Source organism: Streptomyces sp. NPDC058470 (assembly GCF_042721055.1).
Taxonomy (GTDB): domain Bacteria; phylum Actinomycetota; class Actinomycetes; order Streptomycetales; family Streptomycetaceae; genus Streptomyces.
Window position 1 is genome coordinate 39,630 of record NZ_JBHXMF010000006.1, and the last position, 25,719, is coordinate 65,348.

A 25,719-nucleotide genomic window follows, 5' to 3' on the forward strand; every position below is an offset into this window, starting at 1 on the left:
CCTCCCGCCGGCGCGCAGACTAAGGCACCGCGGCCCGTTCCGCTCGCCCAGAGGCGTCCCCCGGGACCCGCGCTTATCGTGAGCGAGGGGGCAGCCGGGCATACCTGGAGGCATGCATGCCGTCCGTGCACCAACGCTGCGCGTTCACCGGAGCCACGACCGCGACGCTGGTCCTGCTGGCGGCCGGCCTGCCCGCGGTGGCGACGGCCGCCGACGCTCCCGACCTGTCCCGATTCTACGGCCAGAAGATCAAGTGGTCCGCGTGCAAGGGCTACGAGATGCCCAAGGACATGCAGTGCGGGAAGGTGACCGTCCCGCTGGACTACGCGAAGCCCGGTGACGGAACACTCGACCTGGCGTTGGCCCGCTATCGCGCGACGGGAAAGTCACGGGGTTCGGTGCTGCTGAACTTCGGTGGCCCCGGCGGTGCGGGGATACCCCAACTTGCCGTCGGCGGCGAGGACTTCATGGGCCTGACGAACGGCTACGACGTGGTCACCTTCGACCCCAGAGGCGTCGGCCAGTCCTCGCCCGTAAGCTGCGGCGAGGGTGCCGACGAGGGCGACACCACGACGGACGACGGCGATCCGCAGGACTCCCTCGATGCCTTGCGGAAGGCCGCGGACGAATGCGCCAGGCACTCGGGGCCCGTGCTGCGCCACATCGGCACGGTCAACGCCTCCCGGGACATGGACGTGATGCGCCAGGCACTCGGCGACAAGAAGCTCAACTATCTCGGTTTCTCCTACGGAACGCGTCTGGGCGCGGTCTACGCGGCCCAATTCCCCAAGAAGACGGGCCGGTTGGTCCTCGACGGCGTGGACACACTCACCGAATCGCTGGCCGAGCAGGGACTGGTGGGCGCGGCGGGCCAGCAGACCGCGCTGGAGGACTTCCTCACCTGGTGCACGAAGGACCTGACCTGTCCGTTCGGCCAGGATCCGCGCAGCGCCCGGACACAGGTTGTCCAGTTGATCGACTCGCTGGACGCCGACCCGGTCCCGGCCGACTTCGGCCAGGAGTTCTCCGGCCAGGACCTCGTGGGCGCCATCAGCCAGGCGCTCTACAGCCGCCAGATGTGGCCGACGCTGGAGCAGGCCCTCAACTCCCTGCTCCAGGACGGCGACACTCGCTGGCTCGTACAGCTGTCGGGCGGCGCGGCCTTCCCCGGCACCACCGTCGGAGCCCGGCCGGTCGGCAAACCGGCGGTGGCAGCCCGTCCGGACAGCGAACCGGCCACGACGACCCGTCCGGACAGCGCATCGGCCACGACAACCCGGAAGGACGACGAACTGACCGTGACGGCCAGCCCGGACGGCGGTCTCGTCGATCCGGTGGACGTCCCCATCGACAACCTTCCGGCCGCCCTGATGGCGATCAACTGCGCGGACGACCCGGACCGGCCCTCCGCCGACCAGGTCACCAAGGAGATCGACAGGCTCCGCGCCGAGTACGCGCAGGTGTCCCCGGTCTTCGGCGAGTACCGGCTCACCCAGGTGCTGATGTGCTACGGCCGCCCCAAGGGCACCGACTACATACGCGACGAGGTACGCGACGTAGGCACCCCCGAGATGCTCCTCGTCGGCACCCGTGGCGACCCCGCGACTCCGTACCGCTGGACCGTGGAGACCGCCGAGCGGCTCGGCTCGTCGGCCGTCGTGCTGGACAACAAGGGCGACGGTCACACCGGGTACGCGTCCTCCAAGTGCGTGCACCAGAAGGTCGACGACTTCCTGCTGTACGGCTCCCTGCCGGACGACGGCAGCTCGTGCGGGCCGCCGGACTCCGGCGACTGAACCCGGAGCTCGCACGGAGAACCGTGAACACCAGGAACTGCAACAGCCGTGTAACACGGACAAGTCGGCTACAACCTCCTGATCGGCACGGCCGTCACACTGGGCAGGCGTCGCCTCGACCGGGCACGCCGAAGTAGCCGTACACATGCCCATCGCAGCTTCACAGGGGGAACACCACCGATGCGTATCCGTCCCGTCCTCGCCCTCGCGACCGCCGCCGCGGCGCTGCTCGTCGCCGCGCCTCAGGGCTCGGCCGCCACCGCCCAGACGTCGACCGCCACGAAGGTCGCCGCCTGCCCGGAGAAGGCCCTGACCCTCGCGGCACAGCAGTCCGCAAAGGACGCCACCGTCGTACACATCAGCGTCACCAACCACTCCGGGCGGACCTACACCGTCGACCGCATCCCGACCGTCACCTTCGGAGACCTCGACGGCGCGGCCCTGCCGGTGCCCGCCGGGGACAGCGGGCCCTACCGGGTCGGCGCGGGCAGGACGGCGTACGCGGCCGTACGCACGATCGTGAACCCTGCCGACCCCGAGGCCCGCCGGGTGGACTCGGTCACCGTCTCCGCCGACCCCGCACGGTTCGGCCGCACCTTCACGGCGCCGGAGCTGGGCGCCGGTGACAAGGTCCTGGTGTGGGAGCCGGTGACGACGTGGTGGAAGCCGTCGGTGGCCGCCGCGGACAAGGCACTCGGGCTCAAGTAGGCATTGAAGCCCCCATGAGATCCGGGTCGCGGGACTGCGCGAGAAGCCGACGCGAGCGGCTCCAGCAAACAAATGCACCAAGTGCCCGATAAGCGAATTAGCCCTATCGTGCAGGTATGGAGCACGCACTCAGTCCCGCGACCCTGACCGAACTGCGCAGGCCCCGGCCCTATCCCGCGGTCTCCGTGCTGACGCCGACCCACCGCCGCGAACCCGACAACGCCCAGGATCCGGTCCGGCTGCGCAATGTGGTGGCCGAGGCCAAGAAGCAGCTGGAGGCCGATCCGTCGGTCACCCGCGAACGGCGGATGGACCTCGTCGAGCAGCTCGACCGGGCCCTCGCGGAGGTCGATCTGACACACGCCGAGGACGGCCTGGCGATCTTCGCGGCCCCCGGCGAGCACCAGGTATGGTCACTGGCCCGCACCGTACCGGAGCGCGTGGTCCTCTCGGACACCTTCCTGACCCGCAATCTCGTCGCCGCGCAGGCCTCCGAGCGGCCGTTCTGGGTGCTCTCGGTCTCAGCGGACCGGATCACGCTGTGGAACGGCGGTGTCGACCGTGTCGCCGAGGAACACTCCGGGGGCTTCCCGCTCACGCGGAGCCTGGAGGACCCGGACGCCGAGCGCCAGGAACGCGTCGGCAACCTGCCCAGCTCCTTCCGTGACGAGCAGACGCGGCACTTCCTGCGGGACGCCGACACCGCCGTCGGCGCCGTCCTGCGCAGGCACCCGCGGCCGTTGTACGTCACCGGTGAGACCACCGCTCTCTCCCTCCTCGACGAGATCGGCACGGTCACCAAGGAGGCGGCGCACATCCCGCACGGCGGCCTCGCGCACGGCACGCCCGACGCCGTGTGGCAGGCGGTACGTCCGCTGATCAGCGCCGAGGAGAAGAAGGGCGTCGACGCGGTGGCCCGGGAACTCGAATCGGCACGTGGCCGCAAGGCGTTCGCCGCCGGGGTCGACGAGGTGTGGCAGAACGCGTCCGAGGGCCGCGTGCAACTGCTCGCCGTCGAGGAGAACTTCCGCGTGACGGTGCGTGACGACGGCGGCGACCATCTCGTCCCGGCCGAGAGCGGTGAGCTGGACGCCCGCGAGGACATCGTCGACGAGATCGTCGAACAGTGTCTGGAGACCGGCGCCAAGGTCCGCTTCGTGCCCGACGGCAGCCTCGGGGACGCGAAAGGGATCGCAGGAGTGCTGCGTTACTGATCTCCCCGGCCGACAATGATCCTCAGTCGTCGGCGGGAAAGGTGCGGAGCGCGTGAGTGCACTACTGGGTGTGGCGGTCCTGGGTGCGGGACACATGGGCGCCGACCACATACGGCGGATCAACCGGGTGGTGAACGGCGCCAGGGTCGCGGCGGTCGCGGATCCCGACACGGAGCGGGTCAAGGACGCCGTGGCCGGGATCGACGGCGTCTCGGTGCACGCCGACGCGACGTCCGCGCTCAACGCACCCGGCGTACAGGCCGTGTTGATCGCGTCCCCCGGGCCCGCGCACGAAGAGGCGCTCCTCGCGGCCTTCGCGCGCGGCCTGCCGGTGCTGTGCGAGAAGCCGATGGTTCCGGAGTCGGCCGGGGCGTTGCGGGTCGTGGAGGCCGAGGCGCGGCTCGGCCGGCGGCTGGCGCAGATCGGGTTCATGCGCCGGTACGACGCCGAGTACCAGCGTCTCAAGTCACTGCTGGACAGTGGGCGGTTGGGCCGCCCGCTGATGCTCCACTGCACGCACCGCAATGTCTCCTCGCCGGCTCACTTCACCACCGCGATGTTGGTCAACAGCTCCGTCTCGCACGAGATCGACGCGGCACGCTGGCTGCTCGACCAGGAGCTCACGGCGGTGACCGTGCTGCGGCCGCGCCCGACCTCGCACGCTCCGGAGGGCCTCCTCGATCCCCAGCTCGTGCTGTTCGAGACGGCGGAGGGCGCCCTGGTCGACGTCGAGATCTTCGTCAACTCCGGCTTCGGCTACCAGGTGCGGTGCGAGGCGGTCTGCGAGAGCGGGAGCGCGCGGATCGGGGACGAGCACACGATGGTCGTGACGACCGATGGCGGCGCGTACGAGGACGTGGCGCAGGACTACCTCGTACGGTTCGCGGACGCCTACGACCGCGAGGTGCAGGCGTGGGTGAACGCGACCCGCGAGGGCCGGGCCGTCGGACCCAGCGTCTGGGACGGGTACGCGGCGTCCGCCGTCGCCGAGGCGGGAGTCCTGGCGCAGGAGACCGGCGGCCGGGTGGCCGTCGAACTCGCCCCGCGCCCCGGACTCTACGACCGGGTCAACCGCTGACGCTTCGATGTGCCCGGCGAACCGTGGGCAAAGCCGTGCAGCAGCAGGTGGCTGCACGGCTCAGATGCGGGTGTCGAGGACGAGGATCACCTTGCCGGTGACCGTGCCGGACTCCGCCAGCCGCATGGCCTCCGCGGCCTCACTGACCGGGATACGGGCCGCGACCTGTGCGGTGATGGAGCCGTCGGCCAGCAGGGCGAAGACGTGTCCGAGGTCGGTGCGCAGCCGGGTGTGGAAGGCGGCCGAACGGCACTTGCCCGCCCAGATGTTGTAGAAGTGCGTCCGCCGGCCGTTGGGCAGCAGCTTCCAGAGGAAGAGCCGTCCCACGAGCTTGAGGACGGGCAGTTTGGAGGATCCGGCGACGTCCCGGGTGGCGGCGCTGCCGTACGAGACGAGCGTGCCCCCGCGGGCCAGCAGCTGGAAGGAGTCGACGATTCCGTCACCACCCACGTGGTCGAAGACGGCGTCGACGCCGTCCGGTGCCAACTCCCGCACCTTGGCGGGCAGATCGGCGGCCCGGTACGAGTGGCGTCGCACCGAGCGTGCGCACCGCGTCGTGGTGGCGGGGCGAGGCGGTGCCGATGACCCGGATGCCCGCGTGGGTGGCGAGCTGCACCAGGGTCGAGCCCACGCCTCCGTTCGCTCCGTGCACCAGCACCGTCTGCCCGGCACGGACCTTGGCCACGCGGTGCAGCATCTGCCAGGCGGTGATGCCGTTGACGACGACCGTCTCGGCGTCGGCGGGGTCCAGTGCGCCGGGAACCTCGACCAGGTCGACGGCAGGCAGCACGATCTGACTGGCCCAGCCGCCGACCTTGGTCAGCGCGGCGAAGCGGCGTCCGATCAGCGCGGCGTCCACTCCCCTCGCCGACCCGGGGACCACGACCCCGACCAGGTCGTAGCCGGCACGAAGGGGAACGGCGGCTGGTCATCGACGCCTACGGAGACCTGGCGAGCACCCCCGCCCGCGCGTCTGACGCCGCCGCGACGGACGCGGTCGCCCGTCTGACCGCGGTCGCCCAGGCGTACCGGGCCTGAGCACTGGCCGAGCCGCACCGCTACCGACTGCTGTTCCGCGCACCCCTGTCGGGTTACGACGCGCAGTCGACGAGCCTGGTCGAGGCGTCGCAGCCGGCCATGGCCGTCGTACTGGACGTGGTGAGCGCCCTCGCGAAACCGGACATCGCGGCTCGGCAGCCCAGTTCCGGGAATGGATGAAGCGCCACGGAATCGAGGAGGTCACGGCGGCGGTCGCCGCACGCGCCACGATTCTCTGGGCCCGCCTGCACGGTCTGGTGAGCCTGGAGATCGAGGGCAACTTCTCCTCGATGGGCATCGATCCGGTCCCCCTCCACGAGGCCGAGCTACAGGACTTCGCGCACTAGCGACCGCGCGCCCCGGCACCGACCCTGCCCGTATGCCCGATTCCGTAACACAGCAGGGCTAGCACAAACGACCCTCGAACAAGAGAATGAGTAATGTGCGGGCGTAGCCCTCAGCGCCGTCAAGTCACTTACACAGCCTAGGACTTGGCGACACCGGACACGGAGCGAACGCAGCCGAGGCAAGCGCTCCATGGGGACTGTGACATATGCCAGATGCACCACCGGGTCGTGTGTTGCCAAATCCCTTACAGCGCGTCGCGGGCTGTGCGAGAGTCGTAACGGTCCTTCCGTCAGCCTTGGTCGTACCGTCCCCGCATCGGAGTACGTCATGCCCTCCCATCTCTCTGCGGACCGCTCAGCCGCCCAGCCGCCCCCACGCGGCACGGTCGATGCGCTCATCTCGCAGACGCGGCGGCTGCTCGGCGAGGTGGACGCCGTACGACGGGAAGCACCCGCCGACGACGAGGACCCGCAGGGGCGCTGGCAGCGTGCGCTGTGCAATTTGGCACTGCATCAACTCAGCGACCTCGACGAACACCTGGCCCAGCTGCGGGACGGACCCCTACCCGCACCCGTCCAGCCCGCGCCGCTCCCCGCCGCCCCGGCCGTGCCGACCACACCCCGGCGCGGCTCACTCCTCAGCCGGGTCGGCAGTGCCGAGTGGAATCTACTGACGGACGAGGCCAGTTGGTCGGGGGAGCTGTACGAGATCCTGGGGCGCGACCCGGCCGCTCCCCCACTCACGCTCGATGAACTGCCGTCGCTGGTGCACGACGACGACCGGCCGATGCTGACGGCGATGGTCACCGACTGCCTCATCGACGCCAAGCCCATCGACGGAGAGTTCCGCATCCTGCGCCCCGACGGCGAGGTGCGGACCGTGCACATGATGGGCGAGCCCGTGCTCGACGCCGACGGCAGCACCGTCTCGATGTGGGCCGTGCTGCGCGACGTCAGCGAACTGCGCCGCAGCCAGCGGACGCTGAGCGAGACCCGTGACTCGTTGCAGCGCCAGCGGCACATCGCGCAGACCGAGCACCGGCTCGCGGTAGAGCTGCAGGAAGCCGTGCTGCCGCCGTGGCGTGGCTCCCTGCGGTTCCCGCGGCGAGGTCCCGAGACTCTGGACCTCGCCGCCCGCTATCTGCCGTCGTCCAGCAGCGCACTGGTCGGCGGCGACTGGTACGACGCGCTCGAACTTCCTGGCGGCGAAACACTGTTGAGCATCGGCGATCTCACCGGCCACGGAGTATCCGTGACCTCGGGCATGGCGATGCTGATCGGCGCCCTGCGCGGGATGGCCGTGGCCGGCACCCAGCCTGGCCAACTCATGTCCTGGCTCAACCAGTTACTGGACGCCTCCGTACAACCGGCCCTCGGCAGCGCCGTCTGCTGCCGCTACCGGCCCGAGACCCGCACCCTCACCTGGGCACAGGCAGGACACCCCGCCCCGCTGCTGTTCCGCAACGGGACGGGGCGCATGCTGACAGCACCGGACGGCGTGCTGCTCGGGGCGACCTCGGGTGCCACCTACGGACAGGCCGAGGAGACACTCGAGGACGGCGACCTGCTGCTCCTGCACACGGACGGACTGGTCCCCCGGCGATGGGGAGCCCACAGCCCGGGCGAGTCCGACAGCGACGAAGGAACGGCGGCCGCCCCGAGACTGCTCGCCCTGGCCCGGCGCTTCACCGAGGCCCGCACCGCCCAGGAGTGCGTACGGACGGTTGTCGAGGAGTTCGGTGAGACCGAGCGCGAGGACGACGCCTGCGTGCTCGTGGCCAGGGTCGGCCCCTGACGATCGGGCATCCCTCCCTGGGACCTACGCCTTCGCGCTGCCATCCTTCGGCTTCAACGCACCTTTGGGAAGAGCGAGTTCGATCTCCTCACGCAGTTCGTGGATCTTCGGATAGCTGGAGTACTGCCCGGTGAGCCGGTACATCTCGCGCAGCCGGTCCCAGGTGCGGTGGGAGGAGTTGGCCCCCATGGACGTCAGGGCCAGTCGCGCGTACCGGTCGGCCTGTTCGGGGTCGTCGGCGATGAAGCAGGCGGACGCCAGGGAGATGTGGTCGAAGATCTGTGACCTCTCCCTGCCCGACCCGCGCAGCTTGAGTGCCTCCTTCGCATGGCGCTGCGCGGTCACGGCCGCGGCCGGCTCGTGTTCGGCGAGGGTTCGGTAGGCCAGGGCCTGCATGCCGTGCATGTCGGCCTCGTCGAACATCTGCATCCAGCTCGGCGGATCTACATCGCCCCGGTCGGAGACGAACAGTTCCTCCGCCTCGCCGAGGGTGCGCCGCATGGCCTGGCCCTTGCCCATGGAGGCCTGTGCCCAGGCCTCGATGGTGTAGAGCATGGCCCGGGTGCGGGGCAACACCTCTTCGCCGGAACCGGACTTGGCGAGTTTCATCAGGTCGAGTGCGTCGTCGGGCCGGCCCAGGTGCACCATCTGGCGAGCCGCTCGTGAGAGCGCCTCCCCGGCGCGGGGCCGGTCGCCGCCCTCACGGGCCGCGTGGGCGGCGATGACGAAGTACTTCTGGGCCGTGGGCTCCAGGCCGATGTCGTGCGACATCCAGCCCGCGAGTACGGCGAGATTGGCGGCGACGCCCCACAGGCGCCGCTGCAGATGGTCAGGGTGTCGGTAGGAGAGCATTCCTCCCACTTCGTTGAGCTGGCCCACCACAGCCTTGCGTTGCAACCCGCCGCCGCGGGCCGCGTCCCAGGCCCGGAACACCTCGACCGAGCGCTCCAGTTCTTCGATCTCCTGCGACCCGATGGGGGCGGCCTCGTAGCGGTCGAACCCAGCGGGGTCGGCGTGCAGGGGATTGTCGAGATCAGGGGCGTCGGCCGCGAGGGCCGGATCGGTGTGGAGCCACTCGTGCATGGCAGTACTGAGTGCGGAGCCCGCGGCAAGCGCGGCACCCGCGCCCACCAAGCCGCGTCGGTTGAGCATGAGGTCCATTCCCGTGAATTCGGTGAGGACCGCAGCAGTCCGCTCGGGCGCCCACGGCACTCCGTCGGGATGTTCCACATTCCCGCCGCCCTGCCGTTTCCCCACGCGCCCGTGCCGGACCAGACCGAGGTCCTCGATGGTCACGACACGGCCGAGACGCTCGGTGAACAGGGCAGCCAGCACTCGCGGCACCGGATCGCGCGGGATCTCTCCCGTGTCGATCCACCGCCGCACCCGTGAGGTGTCGGTCGCCAGTTGGGGGTGGCCCATGGCCGCCGCCTGCCGGTTGACCATTCTCGCGAGTTCGCCCTTGGACCAGCCGGCCAGGCCGAACAGGTCCGACAGACGAGTGTTGGGTTGTCCGTTCACGTCAAGCCCCCAGGTTCTCGGCTGAATTGACAGTAACCGTCTGTCAGTTGCTGAGCGACTATTCGCCAGGGTTCGCCAGGGTGCGCCAGATGGTGTGCCACTGGGCATCCGGTGTCAGGTAGGAATGCGCCACCCCGACCCGGTTGTCCCAGGACATTCCCCAGGGTGCACCAGGGCAGCCGGGGCGGGTAGCGCGACATCTTGCAGGCACACGAAGGGATCTGTCTCGCCCATGTACACAGCATCGTCCTCCGTGTCCGCCCCGCCCCGGTCGTTGCACCCCCGCCCGGCGGGCAGCGGCCCCTACCTCGACCCCGCGCGTACTTCGACGGGCCCCGTGCTCGGGGCCGGCCGGACGCGGCGCGTTCCGGGGCTCGGCACCCAACCGCTCAGCGGGAGACTCGACTTGTCCGGCCCTCAGGGCGCGCAGCTGCGCACGGCGATCGCGTCGGTGCACCGGATCTGCCCGGAGTTCGCTCCGGTCCAGGTACTGCGCCGCAGCGGACGCTCCGTACTCCTGGTCGGCACGACCGGGCGCAGCACGGCCGTCGCCAAGTGTCTACTCGACCACTCCCCGGTCTGGGCGGAGCGGAGCAGGCATGAAATAGCTGCCTACCGCTCGTTCGTGCGGCACCGGCCGCCTGTCCGGGTGCCTCGGCTGATCGCGGCGGACCCGGACAACTGCACCCTTGTGATCGAGCGGATGCCGGGCCGGGTGGCCGCGCTGCAGCGGCACCCGGCGGAGGCCCCGCCCCGCGCGGACATCCGGGCGGCACTGGGTGCCATCTGTCGGCTGAACGCGTGGCGGCCACCGGCGGGGACGTTCAACGCCCCGATGGACTATGCAGAGCGGATCTCCCGTTTCCATGAGCTGGGTCTGCTCACGGACCGGGACATGGGCGATCTGCAGAAGCTGGTGCACGGCATCGCGCACTCGGCGGGGCGCCAGGGCATGGGCCAGTTCTGTCACGGCGACGCCCTCCTGTCGAACATCCTGCTCTCACCGGCCGGTCCAGTGCTGGTGGACTGGGAGCACGCGGGCTGGTATCTGCCGGGGTACGACCTCGCGACCCTGTGGGCGGTCCTCGGTGACGCTCCGGTGGCGCGGCGGCAGATCAGCCAGCTGGCGCAGTCCGCGGGACCGGCGGCACGTGACGCGTTCCTGGTGAACCTGATGCTCGTACTGACCCGGGAGATCCGCACCTACGAGACGGCCGTGCAGCGTTCGATGCACGACGCGACCCCGGCGGCACCGGGACCGGCCCATCCGGGTGCTGCGCCGTCCGGCGAGGAACAGCGGCTGCTGTTGAGGCGGCTGCACGACGACTGCCAGATGGCCCGGCGGGCCGTTCGAGCGGCGGTCGGCACTCGCTGACGGGGATGGTGGTCCGCGGTCGCGCCTTGGACAGGGGCGCACCGCGGACCTTCGTCATGTCGGGCCGGGCCGGGCCGGGCTCGGCTCGGGCTCGGCTCGGCTCGGCTCGGGCTCGGGCTCGGGCTCGGGCTCGGGCTCGGGCTCGGGCTCGGGCTCGGTTTGCGCATCCCCCAACCGGGTTATTGGTCCACGCCACTGACAGTCCGCAGGCGACACCGCCGCCGCCACGAAAGCTGGTTCACCCCTCCCTGACATGGGAAATCGCCTGCACCTGGGCATGATTGACGAATCGTCGAAGAGCCGATACCACTGACGCACGTTCGGCCCCGCACGCCCCACCGCGCTCGACCGTCCCAGGAGGCTGCTTTGCGAGGACCCGCCACCGACCCCAGGACCATCGCCGGACACAGACGCGCACGAAGGACCGCGGGCGCCGTCGCCTCGGCAGCACTGCTGCTGCCACTGCTCGGCGCGGCCCCCTCCGACAACACCGCGCCGGCCTCCTCGGCGCAGCTGCAGAGCGTTTTCGCCGCTGCGGCCGCCGAGTACCACGTGCCGCAGAGCGTGCTCCTGGCCGTCTCCTATCTACAGTCCCGCTGGGACGCGCACGCCGGAGCGCCGAGCGTCAGCGGCGGCTACGGCCCCATGCACCTCACCGACGCGCGTACGGCGATCGCCCAGGCGCCGCACCACAGCGAGGGCACGGAGGACGCCCGCGGCGACAGCTCACGCCCGGCCCTGCACCCCGACACGGCGGTGCCGCGGAACTCCGAACTCCCCGCCCGCCTCAAGACCTTGACGAAGGCGGCCGAGCTCACCGGCCTCCCGGCGGAGCAGCTGCGTACGGACACGGCGGCGAACGTGGCCGGCGGTGCCGCACTCCTCGCCGCCGCACAGCGGGACCTCGGCGAGCCGCTGAGCGGGGACGCCGCCGACTGGTACGGCGCGGTGGCACGCTTCTCGGGTGCGGACGACAGCTCGACGGCGGCGACGTACGCCGATGACGTCTACGACGTGATCCGCGGCGGCGAACAGCGCACCACGGACGCCGGTCAGCGGGTCCGGCTGGCGGCCCAGCCCGGACTGAGCCCGGACACCGCGCAGCTGGGGCGAGCGGGCCTGCGTACGGTCTCCGCAGCCGGTACCGAGTGCCCGACGACCGTGTCCTGCGAGTGGATCCCGGCGCCCTACGAGGAGTTCGGCGACGGCGACTACGGAAACCACGACCTCGGCAGCCGGCCCACCTCGCAGAGCATCAAGTACATCGTCATCCATGACACGGAGGGCACCTGGAACGGTGTCCTGCAGATGGTCCAGGACCCGACCTATGTGTCGTGGAACTACACCCTTCGCTCGACCGATGGTCACATCGCCCAGCATGTGAAGGCCAAGGACGTGGCCTGGCACGCGGGCAACTGGTACGTCAACGCCAAGTCGATCGGCCTGGAGCACGAGGGTTTCCTCGCCTCGCCGGACGCCTGGTACACGGAGGAGATGTACCGTGCCTCGGCGCGGCTGGTGGTCTACCTCGCCAAGAAGTACGGCATCCCGCTGGACCGGCAGCACATCCTCGGCCACGACAACGTTCCGGGCACGACGACGTCGACCATCCCCGGCATGCACACCGACCCGGGTCCGTACTGGGACTGGCAGCACTACTTCACCCTGCTCGGCCACCCGTTCCGCGCCACGGCGAAGGCCGCCGGCGGGCTGGTGACCGTGCTGCCGGACTTCACCGCGAACCGGCCCGCGTACACCGGCTGCGTCACCGCGGGCGAGCCCTGCGCCGTGCACGGTTCCAGCGAGGTGCGGCTCTTCAGCGCGGCGGACGAGAACTCGCCCCTGATCAAGGACGTCGGTCTGCGACCGGGCGGCGGCGCCTCGACGATCAACGTGAACGACATCGGCTCACGGGTCTCCACCGGTCAGCGGTACGCGGTGGCCGACCGCGACGGCGACTGGACGGCGATCTGGTACCTGGGCCAGAAGGCCTGGTTCAAGAACCCGCTCGAGCAGCCCACGGCGGTGAGTGCGTCAGGGCTCGTGGTCACGCCCAGGACAGGGCTCTCGGAGATCCCCGTCTACGGCCGCGCCTACCCGGAGAAGGAGGCGTACCCGGCGGGCGCACCCGTCCAGTCGGTCTCGCCCCTGCCGTACAAGCTGCTCGCAGGCCAGGAGTACGCGGTCGGTGACAAGGTGCCGGGCGAGTACTACTACGCGCCCACGTTCGACACGGCACCGCACAAGGTCGTGATCGGCAAGGACATGTACTACGAGATCCAGTTCGGGCATCGGGTGGCGTTCGTGCGCGCCGCGGATGTACGGGTGGCTTCCTCGGCCTCGTGATGACGGGGGCCGGGTCCGCCGGACGCACGGACCCGGCCCCCGCCGCACGATCACTGGAGCGGCGCTACGCCTTCCAGACGTAGCGCCGCCCGGCGACGGCCTTGAACACCACCTCTCCCCCCTCCAGCAGGTCGCTGCGTACGGTGAGTTCGCGGGTCCGGGACGCGGCCAGCGTGATGCGCGTGGCCTTTCCCTCCGCCCACTCGACGTCGAGCGTGGCACCGCCACGGGCACGCAGGCCGCGCACCGAGCCGTCCGGCCAGGCGGCGGGCAGCGCGGGAAGCACCTCGATCACATCGTGCTGGCTCTGCAGCAGCATCTCGACGACGCCGGACGTCGCGCCGAAGTTGCCGTCGATCTGGAACGGCGGATGCGTGTCCCAGAGATTGGGCAGCGTCGAGGACTTGAGCTGTTCGCCGAGCATCTTGTGGGCGTGGTCGCCGTCGCGCAGCCGCGCCCAGAAGTTGATCTTCCAGGCCTTGGACCAACCGGTCCCGCCGTCGCCGCGCGCGGTGAGCGAGACCTTCGCGGCGTCCGCCCAGGCACTGCCCGGCTCGATCTGCCTCCCCGGGTGCAGCGCGTAGAGGTGCGAGACATGCCGGTGGACGTCGGCCGGGTCGTCCAGGTCCGTCTTCCACTCCTGGAGCTGCCCCCATGAGCCGATCCGCAGACCCGGATCCAACTGGCCGAGCGTACCCGCCAGTTGCTCGCGGAACTCCGGGCTGTCGCCCAGAATTCGCGCCGCCTCCAGTGTGTTGGTGAACAGGTCGTGCACGATCTGCTGCGACATCGCCGCGCCCGCCGTGAAGTCCCCGTGCTCGGGCGAGTAGCTCGGCGTGACGACGAGGGTCCCGTCGCGTGGGTCGGTGCGCAGGTTGTCGAGCCAGAACTCGGCGGCTTCCTTCATCGCGGGGTAGGCGGTGGAGCGCAGGTAGTCCGTGGAACCGCCGAACCGGTAGTGCTCGTAGAGCTGCCCGGTCAGCCAGGCCGCCGCTTCCGGGAACCAGAAGGAGGTCGCCCAGTTGTGCACGCCTGTGAAGCCGTAGGGATTCGTCTCGTTGTGCACGACCCAGCCGCGTGAGCCGAACATCTCCTCGGCGGTACGCCGCCCGGGGGCGCGCAGTGCCTCGACGAAACGGTCGTACGGCACTGTCGTCTCCGCGAGGTTCGCGGCCTCGGCGAGCCAGTAGTTCATCTGCAGGTTGATGTTGACGTGGTAGTCCGCCGACCAGGGTGGCGCGGTGCTCTGGTTCCACACGCCCTGCAGGTTGGCCGGCAGTGAGCCGGGGCGCGAGGAGGCGATGAGGAGGTAGCGGCCGTACTGGAAGAAGAGACCTTCCAGGGCGCGGTCCGTGGCGGTCGTCCCGCCCGTGTAGCCCGCGAGCAGTTGGTCCGTGGGAAGGTCGGGGACCTCTGCTCGGATGTCGAGCGTGACCCGGTCGAACAGGGCGCGGTGGTCGCGTACATGGCGGGCTCGGAGTGCCGAATAGCCTTTGCCGAACGCTCCGTTGACGGTCTTGGTCACACTCGCGTGCGGGTCGGCTCCGCGGTATTCGGGATAGGTGTCGGCGTAGTCGGTGCCCGCGGCCAGCACGAACCAGACGCTGTTCGCCCCGGTGACGGTCAGAGTGCCGTCGGGGTTGGCGACGAGGCTGCCGCCCTCCTGCCGTACGCGGAGCTGCGCCTCGAACTTCATCCCGTTGTCGGCGAGTTCGCCGCGTACGGTGATCCTGTCCCCGCTCGCGGTCGCGGTGAAGTCGGCCCGGGGCGAGGTGTAGCGCAGGGTGACGCCGACGTCGCCGGTGAGGCGGCCCGCGATGACGTTGTCGGGATGGGAGACGAAGAACTCCCGGTGCTGGAGCGCCTGTTGGTCGTCCGTGTAGGTGACGGTGGCGACCGCCTCGCGCAGGTCGAGGGTGCGACGGTAGGAGTCGGGGGTCTGAGCTGGAGCGCCGGGCAGCTCGAGGTGGAGGTCGCCGAAGGTCTGGTAGGTACCGAATCCGGCCTTCGGCTGGCCGAGCTCGGCGGCGACGGCGACGGGGTCGAGCTTGCCCTCGGCGTCGATCTGCTCCTGGACGGCAGTGATCGCGCCGGGGCGGGGTGTGCGCCAGTTGCCGAAGTCGTAGCCCTGCCGCGAGCCGGGGCCGCCGGTCCACAGGGTCTTCTCGTTGAACTGGAGCCGCTCGGTGGCGAGGGTGCCGAACACCATGGCACCGAGCGCGCCGCTGCCGAGGGGCAGGGCCTCGCGCTCCCAGTCCGCGGCGGGGGCCGCGTACCAGAGCGCTAAGCCGACAGGAACCTGGGAGACATCGGAGGAATCAGCGGCGTCTGCGGACTGGGCGAGGACTCCCCCGCCCAGTGCCAGACCTCCAGCGCCGCCGAGTGCGGATTTCAGCGTGGTTCTTCGGGATATCTCATGCGCCATGCCATCGGACGGTAATGGTCCGATGTCTGACCGACAAGGGTCATGACAAGCCGTACAGATCCACGAACGGCAGCGGCCCGGAAGAGGCCGCTTTGTGATGGTTCAGCCCTGCTGGAACAGCTCCGCCGGCAGCGGCTTGAGCAGGGCGTACAGATCGTCGGTGATGGGGCGGTCCCAGGCGGCGATGGTGACCAGCACCTTGTCGCTGCGGTCGAACTGCACGCAGGAGATGCGGGTCTCGGAGAGCTTGAGGCGGCGCACGATCAGAAGGCTGTCACCCTGCATCACCGGCATGTCCTCGGTGCCGACGACGGTGACCTCCTCGTCGTTCTCCAGCGCGAGCAGGAGCTGGGCCACCTCGAAGGGGACCTCTCCCTCGGGCACGTCACGGGCCGGTGAGCCCTCCGGCAGATTGCCGATGATCATCGCGGGGCCGCGGCCTCCGAACAGGTCGTAGCGCAGGAAGACGCCCTGGCAGCTGCCGTCGGGAGCGGGCAGCAGGCCCGCGCCGAGGTTGCCCGGCCAGTCGCCCGGGTCCATGGCCAGAACATCGAACTCGGGCCCGGCGGGTGTGGCGCTGCGGCGGCGGAGGAAGGACATGCCGCAATGGTACGTGCACAGGCGTGAACCGGGCCCCGGGGGCGGCCTTGCGAGCGGCTGTTCCCTCGCCTATCGGGCCGTCCGCTCTCCGAGCGCGGCACCGAGTCCCGTACGCTCCGTGCCCACCTTCCGGTAGACCGCCGACAGCAGCCGTACGACGGTCGGCTCGTCGGTGTGCAGCTCCGCGGCGATCTCTGCCGGAGTGCGGCCCCGCACCGTCAGCGCGGCGACGGTGCGCTCACGGGCGGTGAGCGTGTCCGTCTCGGTGCTGTGCAGGCGGCGCGGTCCGAGGCCGGCGGCGGTCAGCTCGTCCCGGGCCTCTTCGACGCGTCCGTCGGCGCCGCACTGCACGGCCGCGTCGAGCCCCCGGTAGAGGTGTTCGGCGGCTTCGACGGGGCGTCCGGCGCGGCGCAGTTCGGTGCCGAGCGCGATCAGGGCGCAGGCGAGTTCGTATGCGGCCGGGGAGCGCTCCAGGTGGCTCACGGACTCTTCGAGGAGTTTGACGCGGGTCGAGCCGGAGGAGACCTCGGCGGCGGCGCGGAGTGCCTGTCCGATTGCCGAGGGGGCGCCGAACTGGCGGGCGCGGTTCACCGCTTCGAGTGCCGTGGCGACAGCGCGTTCCGGGGCGTCGTGGCTCTCGGCGCGAGCGAGGTGCAGCTGCCAGGGGCACCAGGCGGGGTTGCGCATACCGCGCGGGTCGAGGCGGCGCCCGGCAGCCGCCAGCTCGGCGGCGGCGTCCTTGGTGAGGCCCCGGGCGAGCAGCAGTTCGCCGTGCACGGTCTGGACGTCGGGGAAGGTCACGGCGGCCGGGAAGGGCGCACCGAAGGCATGGTCCTCGCCGGTCTGCGTGGCCTCGGTGATCCGGCCGCGCGCGAGCAGGATCTCGATGAGGACGCCGACGGCGTACCAGTGCACGGGGGTGCCGGGCCCGACGCGCTCGGCGAGCCTGAGGCCGGCCCTGGCGAAGTCCTCGGCCTCGGTGAGGCGGCCGCGGCGGTAGCGGACGTACGCGAGGAGGGTGTAGCCGAAGGAGAGGTGGGCGCCGTGCCAGCCCTGGGACTCGAAGTCGGCGATTCCGGTGGCGAACAGTTCCTCGGTGCGTCCCGGCCGGTCCGCGAACATGAAGGTGAGGGCGACCAGGACGGGGACCTCGAAGCCGCGGTCGGCCTCGGCCCAGCGGAGTCCTCCGGCGAGGGCGCGTTCGGCGTGGTGGAGGGCGACGGGGGCGGGTTCGCCGCGCAGGGTGGCGTCCCAGGCGCGCAGGCCGATGACATAGCGCTCGGTGAGATCGTGGCCGGTCAGCCGGTCGGCGAGGCGGGCCAGGCGGCGCGAGCGGGCGGGTGAGTCGGGTTCGTCGGCGCGGAAGGCGTCCCACATGAACTGCTCGGACTGCAGGCGCAGCCGCACCCGGGCGTCGCCGGTCACGGGGATCTCGCGGGCGAGCGTCTCGGACGCCTCGGCGAGGCGGTCGCTGTGGGCCAGGACCTGGGAGAGGCGGTAGACGATGTTGTGGCGCAACTCCGGGTCGTGGATGGGTTCTTCGAGTGCGGCGCGCAGGTGGTTGACCGTGGTCGCCGGTTCGGTGAGCAGGGAGGCGCAGCCCAGTTCGTACAGCACGGCGGCGCGGTCCTCGAAGGGCGGCGGTTCTCGCAGGGCGCGGGCGAGGTAGCGGTGGGCTGCGTCGGGGGCGCCCGCGCGGAGGTTCTCGCGGGCGGCGGCGCGCAGTTGCTGAACGACCCAGTTGTCGCCGTCGGGGTGGGTCTCCATGAGGTGCCGCGCGGCGGCCGACGGGCCGAGCCCTTCGTCGACGACACACCAGGCGGCCTGTCCGTGCAGGGCCACGCGGACGCCGCCGGGGATCGCGCGGTAGACGGCGGTGGCGATGAGCGGGTGCACGAACTCCATGGTGTCGGCGCCGGTGAGGATGCGGGCGCCGCGCAGCGCGTCGGCCGCGTCGGCGGCCTCCTCGGAGCCGAGGCCGGCGACGGCGGCGGCGAGCGTCGGATGGATCTCGGTGCCGAGGATCGCGCAGGCCCAGGCGAACCGCACGGTCGAGGTGCCGAGCCGTTCCAGGCGGGCGATCAGGCCGCTGCCCTTGACGGCGGCCGCCAGGTCGCGCAGCAGATGTGCCCCGGACTCGGTCGGGGCGAGCCCGCGGTCGCGTACCTTCGCGGTCAGTTCGACCGCCTCGAACGGATTGCCCGCGGTGACCGCCCAGCATTCGCGGCAGAACGCGTCGTCGGCCTGGGCGCCGAGATTCTCCCGTACGAGATGGGCGACGGCCGCGGCGCTGAGGGGTTCGAGGCCGAGGGGGCGCTGGCCCGCGCGTCCGGGCAGTCCCCTGAACGCCTCGGCGTGCTCGGGGAGTTCCTCGGGGCGGTAGGCGACGACGAGGAGCAGCGGCAGTTCCTCCGCGCGCGGTGCGAACGCGGCGAGCCAGCTCAGTGATTCGGGGTCGGCCCAGTGCGCGTCGTCGAGGACGAGCACCATCGGGGCGCGCTGCACGGCGAGGTGGGTCAGCACCCAGTCGAGTCCGTCACGCAGGCCCTGTTGGTCGGGCGGGGCGCCCTCGGCCGGTGCGCACAGTCCGAGTGCCGGGCCGACGATCGCGTACCAACTCCCCAGCGAGGCACGGATCTCGGACTCCGCGGCCCCGGCGAGCTGCGGTTGCAGCAGCTGGCGGGCGACATGGAAGGCGACGCGCTGCTCCTGGTCGCCGCCGCGCGCGGACAGTACGGTGCAGCCTCTGACCGCGGCGCGGCGGCGGACCTCGGCGAGGAGCGTCGTCTTGCCCAGTCCGGCGCGTGCCGCGAAGGCGAGGAGGGTGCCACGGGGGCGCTCCGGCGGTTCGACGCCGTCGCCGCGCAGCCCGGTGAGTTCGCTCAACGCCTCCTCGGCCGCGGCGAGTTCACTCTCCCGTTCGAAGAGCGTCCTTCTGCTCCGTGCGTTGCTCCGGCCCATGGTGCACCCCCTGCCACGGTGGTGCAGCCGGCGCGGGGAGCAGGTGCACACCGTGACCTACAGGCATCTCAGCGTACGCCGGGAGCGGTCCGGCGGGCCCCTGTTCGACCACAGTCGAGCGCCCTGGCACGCACGGTGCCGCCGACGTCGAACTCTCCATGTACGCCAGCCATCCTCCCCTCCTGTCCTGGGGAGGAGGGGAGGATCGTCTCCAGCGGTGCGGAGCTCAGGTCAGGTCGAACTCACCCTCCCGGGCGCCCGACACGAACGCGCCCCACTCCGCCGGCGTGAAGATCAAGGAAGGACTCTCGGGTCGGCCGCTGTTGCGCATCGCGATGAAGCCCTCGACAAAAGCGATCTGGACGTCTCCCCGCCCTCGGCTGCTGGAATGCCACTCGGCCCTGCTGAGGTCCAGCTCCGGCTTGTCCCAGCCCGCGAGCGGGTGCTGCTCAATGGTGCTTTCGGCCACGTCCCTGCTCCTCCCGGTTCGTCGTCCGCGGCCAGCCTAGCGATCGGTTCGGGCGGCGGACAGGCCACGTGAGGGGGACGGTTTCAGGAGGCGGGTGGCGCGGCCCCGACCAGCCACATCGAGAAGAACTGGGATCCGCCGCCATAGGCGTGCCCCAGCACCCGGCGCGCGCCGTCGACCTGGTGATCTCCCGCCTGCCCGCGTACCTGAAGTGCGGCCTCGGCGAAACGGATCATGCCGGAGGCGCCGATCGGATTGGTGGAGAGCACCCCGCCCGACATGTTGACGGGCAGGTCCCCGTCAAGCTCTGTCACCCCGGACTCGGTGAGCTTCCAGCCCTCACCCTCTGCGGCGAAGCCGAGGTTCTCCAGCCACATCGGCTCGTACCAGGAGAACGGTACGTACATCTCGACGGCGTCGATGTCACGGCGTGGGTCGCCGATGCCGGCCTGCCGGTACACATCGGCCGCGCAGTCCTTGCCCGCCTGCGGCGACACGAAGTCCTTGCCGGCGAACATGGTCGGCTCGCTGCGCATCGCGCCGCCGTGCAGCCACGCGGGCGGGCGCGGCGAGCGGGCCGCCCCCGCCCGGTCGGTGAGGATCATCGCGCACGCCCCGTCCGAGGAGGGGCAGGTCTCCGAGTACCGGACCGGGTCCCACAGCATGGGCGAGGCCTGGACCTTCTCCAGCGTGATGTCGTGCTCGTGCAGGTGCGCGTAGGGGTTCTTCAGCGCGTTGCGGCGGTCCTTGTACGCGACCAGCGAGCCGACCGTGTCGGGCGCGCCCGTGCGCCGCATGTACGCGCGTATGTGCGGCGCGAAGAAGCCGCCCGCCCCGGCGAGCAGCGGCTGGGTGAAGGGGATCGGGAGCGACAGACCCCACATGGCGTTCGACTCGGACTGCTTCTCGTAGGCGAGGGTCAGGACGGTGCCGTGGACGCGCCCGGCGATCAGGTTGGTGGCGACGAGTGCCGTCGATCCGCCGACCGAACCCGCCGTGTGCACCCGGAGCATCGGTTTGCCGACGGCGCCGAGTGCGTCGGCGAGATACAGCTCCGGCATCATGACGCCCTCGAAGAAGTCGGGCGCCTTACCGATGACGACCGCGTCGATGTCGGCCCACGTCAACTCGGCGTCCGCCAGCGCCCGTTGGGCGGCCTCGCGGACAAGTCCCGCGATCGAAACGTCCCGTCGGGCGGCCACATGCTTGGTCTGGCCGATGCCTACGACGGCCACGGGCTCCTTGCTCATCGGGCCTCCCCTTCCAGTACGGCGACCAGGTTCTGCTGGAGGCAAGGGCCCGAAGTGGCGTGGGCCAGCGCCCGGTCGGACTCGCCACGGTGGATGCGCGCGGCGGCCTCACCGATGCGGATGAGCCCCGTCGCCATCACCGGGTTGGCGGCGAGCGCGCCCCCGGAGGGGTTGACGTCGACGTCGTCACCGAGGCGCAGCGCCTTGCGCAGGACGACCTCCTGCGAGGTGAAGGGCGCGTGCAACTCGGCAGTGTCCACGGGGCGTTCGAAGACGCCGGCCCGCTCGGCCGCGAGGCGCGTGGACGGCGAGTCGGTCAGGTCACGCACGCCGAGGCTGTGCGCCTCGATGCGGTGGTCGATGCCCCGGATCCAGGCGGGCCGCTCGCACAGTTCGCGGGCCCGCTCCCCCGCCGCGAGGATCACTGCGGCGACCCCGTCACCGATGGGCGGGCAGTCGCCGGTGCGCAGCGGACGTACGACGTACTCCCCTTGTGACACCGACCCCCTGAGCTGCGCATGGGAGTTGGCGGATGCCGAGGCGCGGCTGCGGGAGGCCACCGCGGCGAGCGCCGGTTCGTCGGTCTCGCCCGCGTCGATGAGCGCCTGTGCCTGCAGCGCCGCGAGGGCGACGGAGTCCGGCCACAGCGGCGCCAGGTAGTAAGGGTCGAGCTGCCGGGTCAGGACGTCCCGTACAGAGCCGGGTGAGGACTTGCCGTGCGCGTAGACGAGTGCGGTGTCGGCGTCCCCTGTCAGCAGTTTGGTCCATGCCTCGTACAGCGCCCACGCGCCGTCCATCTCCACGTGCGACTCGGAGATCGGCGGCCAGGCGCCCACGCCGTCGAACGCCATGGTGAAGGAGAAGGCGCGACCCGCGAGATAGTCCGTGGATCCGGAGCAGGTGAAACCGATGTCGCTGGTCTTCAGCCCCGTCTGATCGAGTACGTCGTGCAGGACCGGGAGGAGCATCTCCACCTCGGAGTGCTCGTCGCTGGTGCGCCGGTGGTCGTTCTGCGCGAAGGCGACCACGGCAATCTCACGCGTCACAGCAGCTCCTTGTACATCTCGTAGTCGGCGTCCGGTTCGCCGTTGGGCCGGTAGTGATCGGGGTAGCGGCCGCCCTCCGTCCACACCGGCTCGACCCGCAGGCCCATGCGCACCTGGTCGTAGGGGATGCCGCCGATACGGCCGTGCAGGGCGAGGTCGGCGCCGTCGAGGGCGATGTGCGCGTAGACGTACGGCACCTCGATGTCGAGATTCGCCGTGTGACCAGCCTTGATGTTGACGATGCAGTACGTGGTGACCGTGCCGCCCGGGCCCACTTCCACCTGCTCCGATGTGGCCACGCCACATGTGGGGCAGGCACCCCTGGGCGGGACGTACACCTTGCGGCAGGACGGGCAGCGCTCCCCGACGGTCCGCTGCTCGGAGAGGGCGCTGATGTAGGCCGACTGGGCGCGGCCGGGCGAGTAGACGTAGTCGAGGCGGGCGGGGGCGACGATTCCGGTCACCATGTCGTCGAAGCGGCCGTCGTGCGCCGGCCCGGTCGGCTGCCACGGGTCGCCGTCGTACGGCTCAAAACAGGCGATGTCCGTGATGGCGCCGGAGCGTTCCTCGGCCCAGCGGACGCGGACGCGCATTCCCGTGCGTACGGCGTCGGGGCCGGGGGCATCGAGTGCGTGCAGGAGGCCGGTGTCGGCGCCGTCGAGCCGGACCAGGACCCAGGCGAAGGGCGTGTCGAGGGGCTGGCCGCGGCGGGGTGCGGGGTTCCAGGCCCAGGTGGTGACGGTGCCGGTGGGAGCGACCTCGATGAGCTCGCGTATCTCCTCGGCGGTGACGGGGTCGTACTCGACGGGCGGTACGAGGGTGCGGCCGTCGCCGGTCCGTACGCCGAGGACGACGCGCTCGCGCAGGCCGGTGAGGAACGCGCTCTGGACGGGCCCGAGCGAGCGGGTGAAGGGAAACTCGACGACGAGAGGGGCTTTGAGGACTTCGGGCATCCCAGATCTCTCCTTCGGAGGTCGGGCGCGTGTCTCCTTCGGAGATCAGGCGCGCCGGTAGACGGGCGGGCGCTTTTCGGCGAAGGCCCGGGAGCCCTCCTTGGCATCGGCGGTGTCGAAGAGCGGCCAGCCACGCGCCAGTTCGGCGGCGAGTCCGTCGGCCTCGGTCATCTCGGCGCTCTCGTACACGGACGCCTTGACGGCCTCGACGGCCAGCGGGCCGCAGTCATTGATCTGCTCGGCGACCGCGAGGGCCTTGTCGAGGGCGGTCCCGTCGGGGACGACATGACCGATCAGACCGATGTCGGCGGCCTCCCGGGCCGTGTACGGGCGGCCCGTGAGCAGCATTTCGAGGGCGTGGGTGCGCGGGATCTGGCGCTGGAGGCGGACGGTGGAGCCGCCGATCGGGAACAGTCCGCGCCGTACCTCGAAAAGCCCGAAGGTCGCGGACCGGCCGGCGACCCGGATGTCGGTGCCCTGGAGGATCTCGGTGCCGCCCGCGACGCAGTGCCCCTCGACGGCGGCGATCACCGGCTTGCGGGGACGGTGGTGGCGGAGCATCGCCTTCCAGTGCAAATCCGGGTCCGCCTTGAGCCGGTCCCGGTACTCCGAGCCCTCCATGCCCCTCCCGGCCAGCGCCTTGAGATCCATCCCGGCGCAGAAGGCACCTCCCGCGCCGGTGAGCACGATCGAGCGGATCGCGTCGTCCTCGTCGGCCTCGATCCAGCCGTCGTACAGACCGACCAGCATCGGCAGTGAGAGCGCGTTCTTGGCCTCGGGCCTGTTGAGCGTGAGCACCAGCGTGGCGCCTTCGCGCTGCACGGTGAGGTGTTCCGTCCCGCCCATGGGTTCCTCCCGTCTCGGACCGTTCTGGCCGCCTCGGACCGTCCCGGTCGCTTCGGACCGTCGCGGCCGTCGTGGCAGTCGTGGCCGTCCTGGACCGCCTCCAGCCATGGCGACCGTCTCGAGCCATTGCGACCGTCTCGGATGCGAGAACAGGGTGCAGGAGACGCGGGGCGGGTACAAGGGTTTTCTGACAGGTAGTCAGATTACTTGTGCGCGGCCCCTTCACAGTTGGGTCCCGCTTTGCTCTGATGACCGTCGAGCCGATGGCGCCCAGCTGATGGCGTCGCACCGATGGGCAGCCACGATCGTCCGGGGTCAGGAGGAGCGGTGGAGTACAACCTTGCCGACCTGTTCGAGTCGGTCGTCGACGTGGTCCCCGACCGCGAGGCGCTTGTGTACATCGACCACCCCGGCACCGGCGCCGAACGCCGGCTGACGTACGCGCAGTTGGACGCGGCCGCGAACCGCGTTGCGCACCACTTGATCGACAGCGGCGTTCGCCCCGGCGAGCACCTCGGGCTGCACCTCTACAACGGCGTCGAGTATCTGCAGACCGTACTCGGCTGCCTGAAGGCACGGGTCGTTCCGGTCAACGTCAACTACCGCTACGTGGAAGAGGAATTGGCCTACCTCTATCAGGACGCGGACCTGGTGGCCCTGGTCTTCGACGCGGAGTTCACGGAGCGGGTGGCGGCGGCACTGCCACGGGCTCCGGTCCTGCGCCATCTCGTACGGGTGGGAACGCCCGCCCCCGATGCCGCCGCCGTGCCCGCCGTCGAATTCACCGACGCCGAGAGCACCGGATCCCCGGAGCGCGGCTTCCCGCAGCGCTCGGCGGACGACCAGTTCATCATCTACACCGGTGGCACGACCGGGATGCCCAAGGGAGTGATGTGGCGTCAGGAGGACCTGTTCTTCTCCGGGTTGGGTGGAGGCGCTCCGACGGGTGAGCCGGTCAGGAGTCCGGAGGAACTGGCCGAGCGCGTCGCGGCCGGCGGCGAGGGCATCACCTTCTTCCCCACTCCCCCGCTGATGCACGGCACTTCGACCCTCACGGCCTTCATCGGTTTCAACTTCGGCCAACGCATCGTGATCCACCGCAAGTTCGTGCCGGAGGAGGTACTGCGGACGATCGAGAAGGAGCAGGTCACCAGCGTGTCGCTGGTCGGTGACGCGATGCTCCGGCCACTGATCGACGCGCTCAACGGACCCTCGAAGGGCACCGACTGCTCCTCCATGTTCAGCGTGTCCTCGTCCGGAGCGGTCATGTCGGAGACGGTGCGCGAGCAGTTCCAGGCACTCGTCCCGAACGTGATGCTGCTCAACAACTTCGGCTCGTCGGAGTCCGGCTTCAACGGCACGGCCACGGCGGACTCGGGCCCGGAACGAGGCTTCCGGATGCGCGTGAACTCCCGTACACAGGTGGTCGATCCGGCCACCTACGAACCGATCGCCGTGGGCGAGCCGGGCCGCATCGCACAGCGCGGTCATGTGCCCCTCGGCTACTACAACGACCCGAAGAAGACCGCCGAGACCTTCTTCCAGAAGGACGGCGCACGCTGGGTGCTCCTCGGCGACATGGCCACGGTCGACGAGGAGGGCATCGTCACCGTCCTCGGCCGCGGCTCCCAGTGCATCAACACCGGCGGCGAGAAGGTCTATCCGGAAGAGGTCGAACAGGCCCTCAAGTCCCATCCCGACGTCTACGACGCCCTCGTCGCCGGAGTGCCCGACGAGAAGTGGGGCAACCACGTGGCGGCGGTGGTCCAGCTCCGCGGCGGCGCCGCCCACTTGTCCCTGGACGACATCCAGACCCACTGCCGCTCCCACCTCGCGGGCTACAAGATCCCCCGTCAGCTCGTCCTCACGGAGACCATTCAGCGGTCGCCCAGCGGGAAGGCGGACTATCGGTGGGCTCGGTCGGTGGCGGCGGAGGCGGCTCGCTGAGGGG

General features: G+C 70.6%; 19 protein-coding genes and 1 pseudogene. 10 read left to right on the plus strand and 10 right to left on the minus strand.

All coding sequences use genetic code 11. The annotated features are described in order from the left end of the window. The first annotated feature begins 116 nt into the window (after nt 1–116). The 4 genes from ACFWP7_RS06170 (at nt 117) to ACFWP7_RS06185 (ending at nt 4,796) form a co-directional block, all read left to right on the plus strand. The gene (locus ACFWP7_RS06170) at nt 117–1,796 is read left to right on the plus strand and encodes an alpha/beta hydrolase (RefSeq protein WP_384376771.1); all 1,680 of its coding nucleotides are present in this window, start codon (nt 117–119) and stop codon (nt 1,794–1,796) included. A 180-nt stretch (nt 1,797–1,976) separates the two neighbouring features. Then, on the plus strand, nt 1,977–2,504 hold the full coding sequence (locus tag ACFWP7_RS06175) for a DUF4232 domain-containing protein (RefSeq protein WP_384376774.1): 528 nt from the start codon (nt 1,977–1,979) through the stop codon (nt 2,502–2,504). Between the two features lie 116 nt (nt 2,505–2,620). Continuing rightward, nucleotides 2,621–3,718 (plus strand): chemotaxis protein, encoded by a 1,098-nt coding sequence (locus tag ACFWP7_RS06180; RefSeq protein WP_384376777.1) that lies wholly within the window; start codon nt 2,621–2,623, stop codon nt 3,716–3,718. Between the two features lie 52 nt (nt 3,719–3,770). After that, nucleotides 3,771–4,796 (plus strand): Gfo/Idh/MocA family protein, encoded by a 1,026-nt coding sequence (locus ACFWP7_RS06185; RefSeq protein ID WP_384376780.1) that lies wholly within the window; start codon nt 3,771–3,773, stop codon nt 4,794–4,796. Nucleotides 4,797–4,856: 60 nt separating this feature from the next. On the opposite strand, the pseudogene ACFWP7_RS06190 reads toward ACFWP7_RS06185, so the two are convergent. Beyond that, nucleotides 4,857–5,852 (minus strand): annotated as a pseudogene (locus tag ACFWP7_RS06190) (medium chain dehydrogenase/reductase family protein). Between the two features lie 27 nt (nt 5,853–5,879). Between ACFWP7_RS06190 and ACFWP7_RS06195 the strand changes: the two are divergent. From ACFWP7_RS06195 to ACFWP7_RS06205, 3 genes are all read left to right on the plus strand, one after another. Then, nucleotides 5,880–6,014, plus strand: coding sequence for a hypothetical protein (locus ACFWP7_RS06195; RefSeq protein WP_384377184.1), 135 nt, complete (start codon nt 5,880–5,882; stop codon nt 6,012–6,014). Next, entirely contained in the window at nt 6,011–6,181 is a 171-nt protein-coding gene (locus ACFWP7_RS06200) for a TetR-like C-terminal domain-containing protein (RefSeq protein WP_384376783.1), read from the plus strand. The genes ACFWP7_RS06195 and ACFWP7_RS06200 overlap by 4 nt, the downstream gene beginning before the upstream one ends. A gap of 328 nt (nt 6,182–6,509) precedes the next feature. Next, a complete protein-coding gene (locus ACFWP7_RS06205; protein WP_384376786.1) occupies nt 6,510–7,976 on the plus strand; it encodes a PP2C family protein-serine/threonine phosphatase in 1,467 nt (488 codons plus the stop codon). Nucleotides 7,977–8,000: 24 nt separating this feature from the next. Here the strand turns inward: ACFWP7_RS06205 and ACFWP7_RS06210 are convergent, their stop codons facing one another. After that, on the minus strand, nt 8,001–9,497 hold the full coding sequence (locus tag ACFWP7_RS06210; RefSeq protein ID WP_384376789.1) for a hypothetical protein: 1,497 nt from the start codon (nt 9,495–9,497) through the stop codon (nt 8,001–8,003). A 232-nt stretch (nt 9,498–9,729) separates the two neighbouring features. Between ACFWP7_RS06210 and ACFWP7_RS06215 the strand changes: the two genes are divergently transcribed. Together ACFWP7_RS06215 and ACFWP7_RS06220 are read left to right on the plus strand one after the other, a co-directional pair. Beyond that, complete coding sequence (locus ACFWP7_RS06215; protein ID WP_384376792.1) at nt 9,730–10,872, plus strand: aminoglycoside phosphotransferase family protein; 1,143 nt, start codon at nt 9,730–9,732, stop codon at nt 10,870–10,872. 366 nt (nt 10,873–11,238) lie between these two features. Then, nucleotides 11,239–13,218, plus strand: coding sequence for an N-acetylmuramoyl-L-alanine amidase (locus ACFWP7_RS06220; protein ID WP_384376795.1), 1,980 nt, complete (start codon nt 11,239–11,241; stop codon nt 13,216–13,218). A gap of 64 nt (nt 13,219–13,282) precedes the next feature. On the opposite strand, the gene ACFWP7_RS06225 is transcribed toward ACFWP7_RS06220, so the two are convergent. The 8 genes from ACFWP7_RS06225 to ACFWP7_RS06260 form a co-directional block, all read right to left on the minus strand. Next, nucleotides 13,283–15,643 (minus strand): glycoside hydrolase N-terminal domain-containing protein, encoded by a 2,361-nt coding sequence (locus ACFWP7_RS06225; protein ID WP_384376798.1) that lies wholly within the window; start codon nt 15,641–15,643, stop codon nt 13,283–13,285. Between the two features lie 102 nt (nt 15,644–15,745). After that, nucleotides 15,746–16,243, minus strand: a complete 498-nt coding sequence (locus tag ACFWP7_RS06230; RefSeq protein WP_384376801.1) for a hypothetical protein — start codon at nt 16,241–16,243, stop codon at nt 15,746–15,748. Nucleotides 16,244–16,312: 69 nt separating this feature from the next. Further along, the gene (locus tag ACFWP7_RS06235; protein WP_384376804.1) at nt 16,313–19,204 is read right to left on the minus strand and encodes an ATP-binding protein; all 2,892 of its coding nucleotides are present in this window, start codon (nt 19,202–19,204) and stop codon (nt 16,313–16,315) included. Between the two features lie 226 nt (nt 19,205–19,430). Beyond that, on the minus strand, nt 19,431–19,673 hold the full coding sequence (locus ACFWP7_RS06240; RefSeq protein ID WP_384376807.1) for a DUF397 domain-containing protein: 243 nt from the start codon (nt 19,671–19,673) through the stop codon (nt 19,431–19,433). Between the two features lie 83 nt (nt 19,674–19,756). Further along, a complete protein-coding gene (locus ACFWP7_RS06245; RefSeq protein ID WP_384376810.1) occupies nt 19,757–20,923 on the minus strand; it encodes a thiolase domain-containing protein in 1,167 nt (388 codons plus the stop codon). After that, nucleotides 20,920–21,969 (minus strand): thiolase domain-containing protein, encoded by a 1,050-nt coding sequence (locus ACFWP7_RS06250; protein ID WP_384376813.1) that lies wholly within the window; start codon nt 21,967–21,969, stop codon nt 20,920–20,922. Before ACFWP7_RS06250 ends, ACFWP7_RS06245 begins: the two co-directional genes overlap by 4 nt. After that, nucleotides 21,966–22,922: a Zn-ribbon domain-containing OB-fold protein gene (locus ACFWP7_RS06255; protein WP_384376816.1), complete on the minus strand. Its 957-nt coding sequence runs from the start codon at nt 22,920–22,922 to the stop codon at nt 21,966–21,968. Before ACFWP7_RS06255 ends, ACFWP7_RS06250 begins: the two co-directional genes overlap by 4 nt. Before the next feature lie 45 nt (nt 22,923–22,967). After that, nucleotides 22,968–23,768 (minus strand): crotonase/enoyl-CoA hydratase family protein, encoded by an 801-nt coding sequence (locus tag ACFWP7_RS06260; RefSeq protein ID WP_384376819.1) that lies wholly within the window; start codon nt 23,766–23,768, stop codon nt 22,968–22,970. Nucleotides 23,769–24,095: 327 nt separating this feature from the next. On the opposite strand from ACFWP7_RS06260, the gene ACFWP7_RS06265 reads away from it, so the two are divergent. Beyond that, nucleotides 24,096–25,715, plus strand: coding sequence for an acyl-CoA synthetase (locus ACFWP7_RS06265; RefSeq protein ID WP_384376822.1), 1,620 nt, complete (start codon nt 24,096–24,098; stop codon nt 25,713–25,715). Nucleotides 25,716–25,719: the final 4 nt, after the last annotated feature.

Coding starts and splice junctions, on each gene's coding strand:
- ACFWP7_RS06170 (WP_384376771.1), top strand. CDS start 117: ATGCCGTCCGTGCACCAACGCTGCGCGTTCACCGGAGCCACGACCGCG.
- ACFWP7_RS06175 (WP_384376774.1), top strand. CDS start 1,977: ATGCGTATCCGTCCCGTCCTCGCCCTCGCGACCGCCGCCGCGGCGCTG.
- ACFWP7_RS06180 (WP_384376777.1), top strand. CDS start 2,621: ATGGAGCACGCACTCAGTCCCGCGACCCTGACCGAACTGCGCAGGCCC.
- ACFWP7_RS06200 (WP_384376783.1), top strand. CDS start 6,011: ATGAAGCGCCACGGAATCGAGGAGGTCACGGCGGCGGTCGCCGCACGC.
- ACFWP7_RS06205 (WP_384376786.1), top strand. CDS start 6,510: ATGCCCTCCCATCTCTCTGCGGACCGCTCAGCCGCCCAGCCGCCCCCA.
- ACFWP7_RS06215 (WP_384376792.1), top strand. CDS start 9,730: ATGTACACAGCATCGTCCTCCGTGTCCGCCCCGCCCCGGTCGTTGCAC.
- ACFWP7_RS06225 (WP_384376798.1), bottom strand. CDS start 15,643: ATGGCGCATGAGATATCCCGAAGAACCACGCTGAAATCCGCACTCGGC.
- ACFWP7_RS06230 (WP_384376801.1), bottom strand. CDS start 16,243: ATGTCCTTCCTCCGCCGCCGCAGCGCCACACCCGCCGGGCCCGAGTTC.
- ACFWP7_RS06235 (WP_384376804.1), bottom strand. CDS start 19,204: ATGGGCCGGAGCAACGCACGGAGCAGAAGGACGCTCTTCGAACGGGAG.
- ACFWP7_RS06245 (WP_384376810.1), bottom strand. CDS start 20,923: ATGAGCAAGGAGCCCGTGGCCGTCGTAGGCATCGGCCAGACCAAGCAT.
- ACFWP7_RS06255 (WP_384376816.1), bottom strand. CDS start 22,922: ATGCCCGAAGTCCTCAAAGCCCCTCTCGTCGTCGAGTTTCCCTTCACC.
- ACFWP7_RS06260 (WP_384376819.1), bottom strand. CDS start 23,768: ATGGGCGGGACGGAACACCTCACCGTGCAGCGCGAAGGCGCCACGCTG.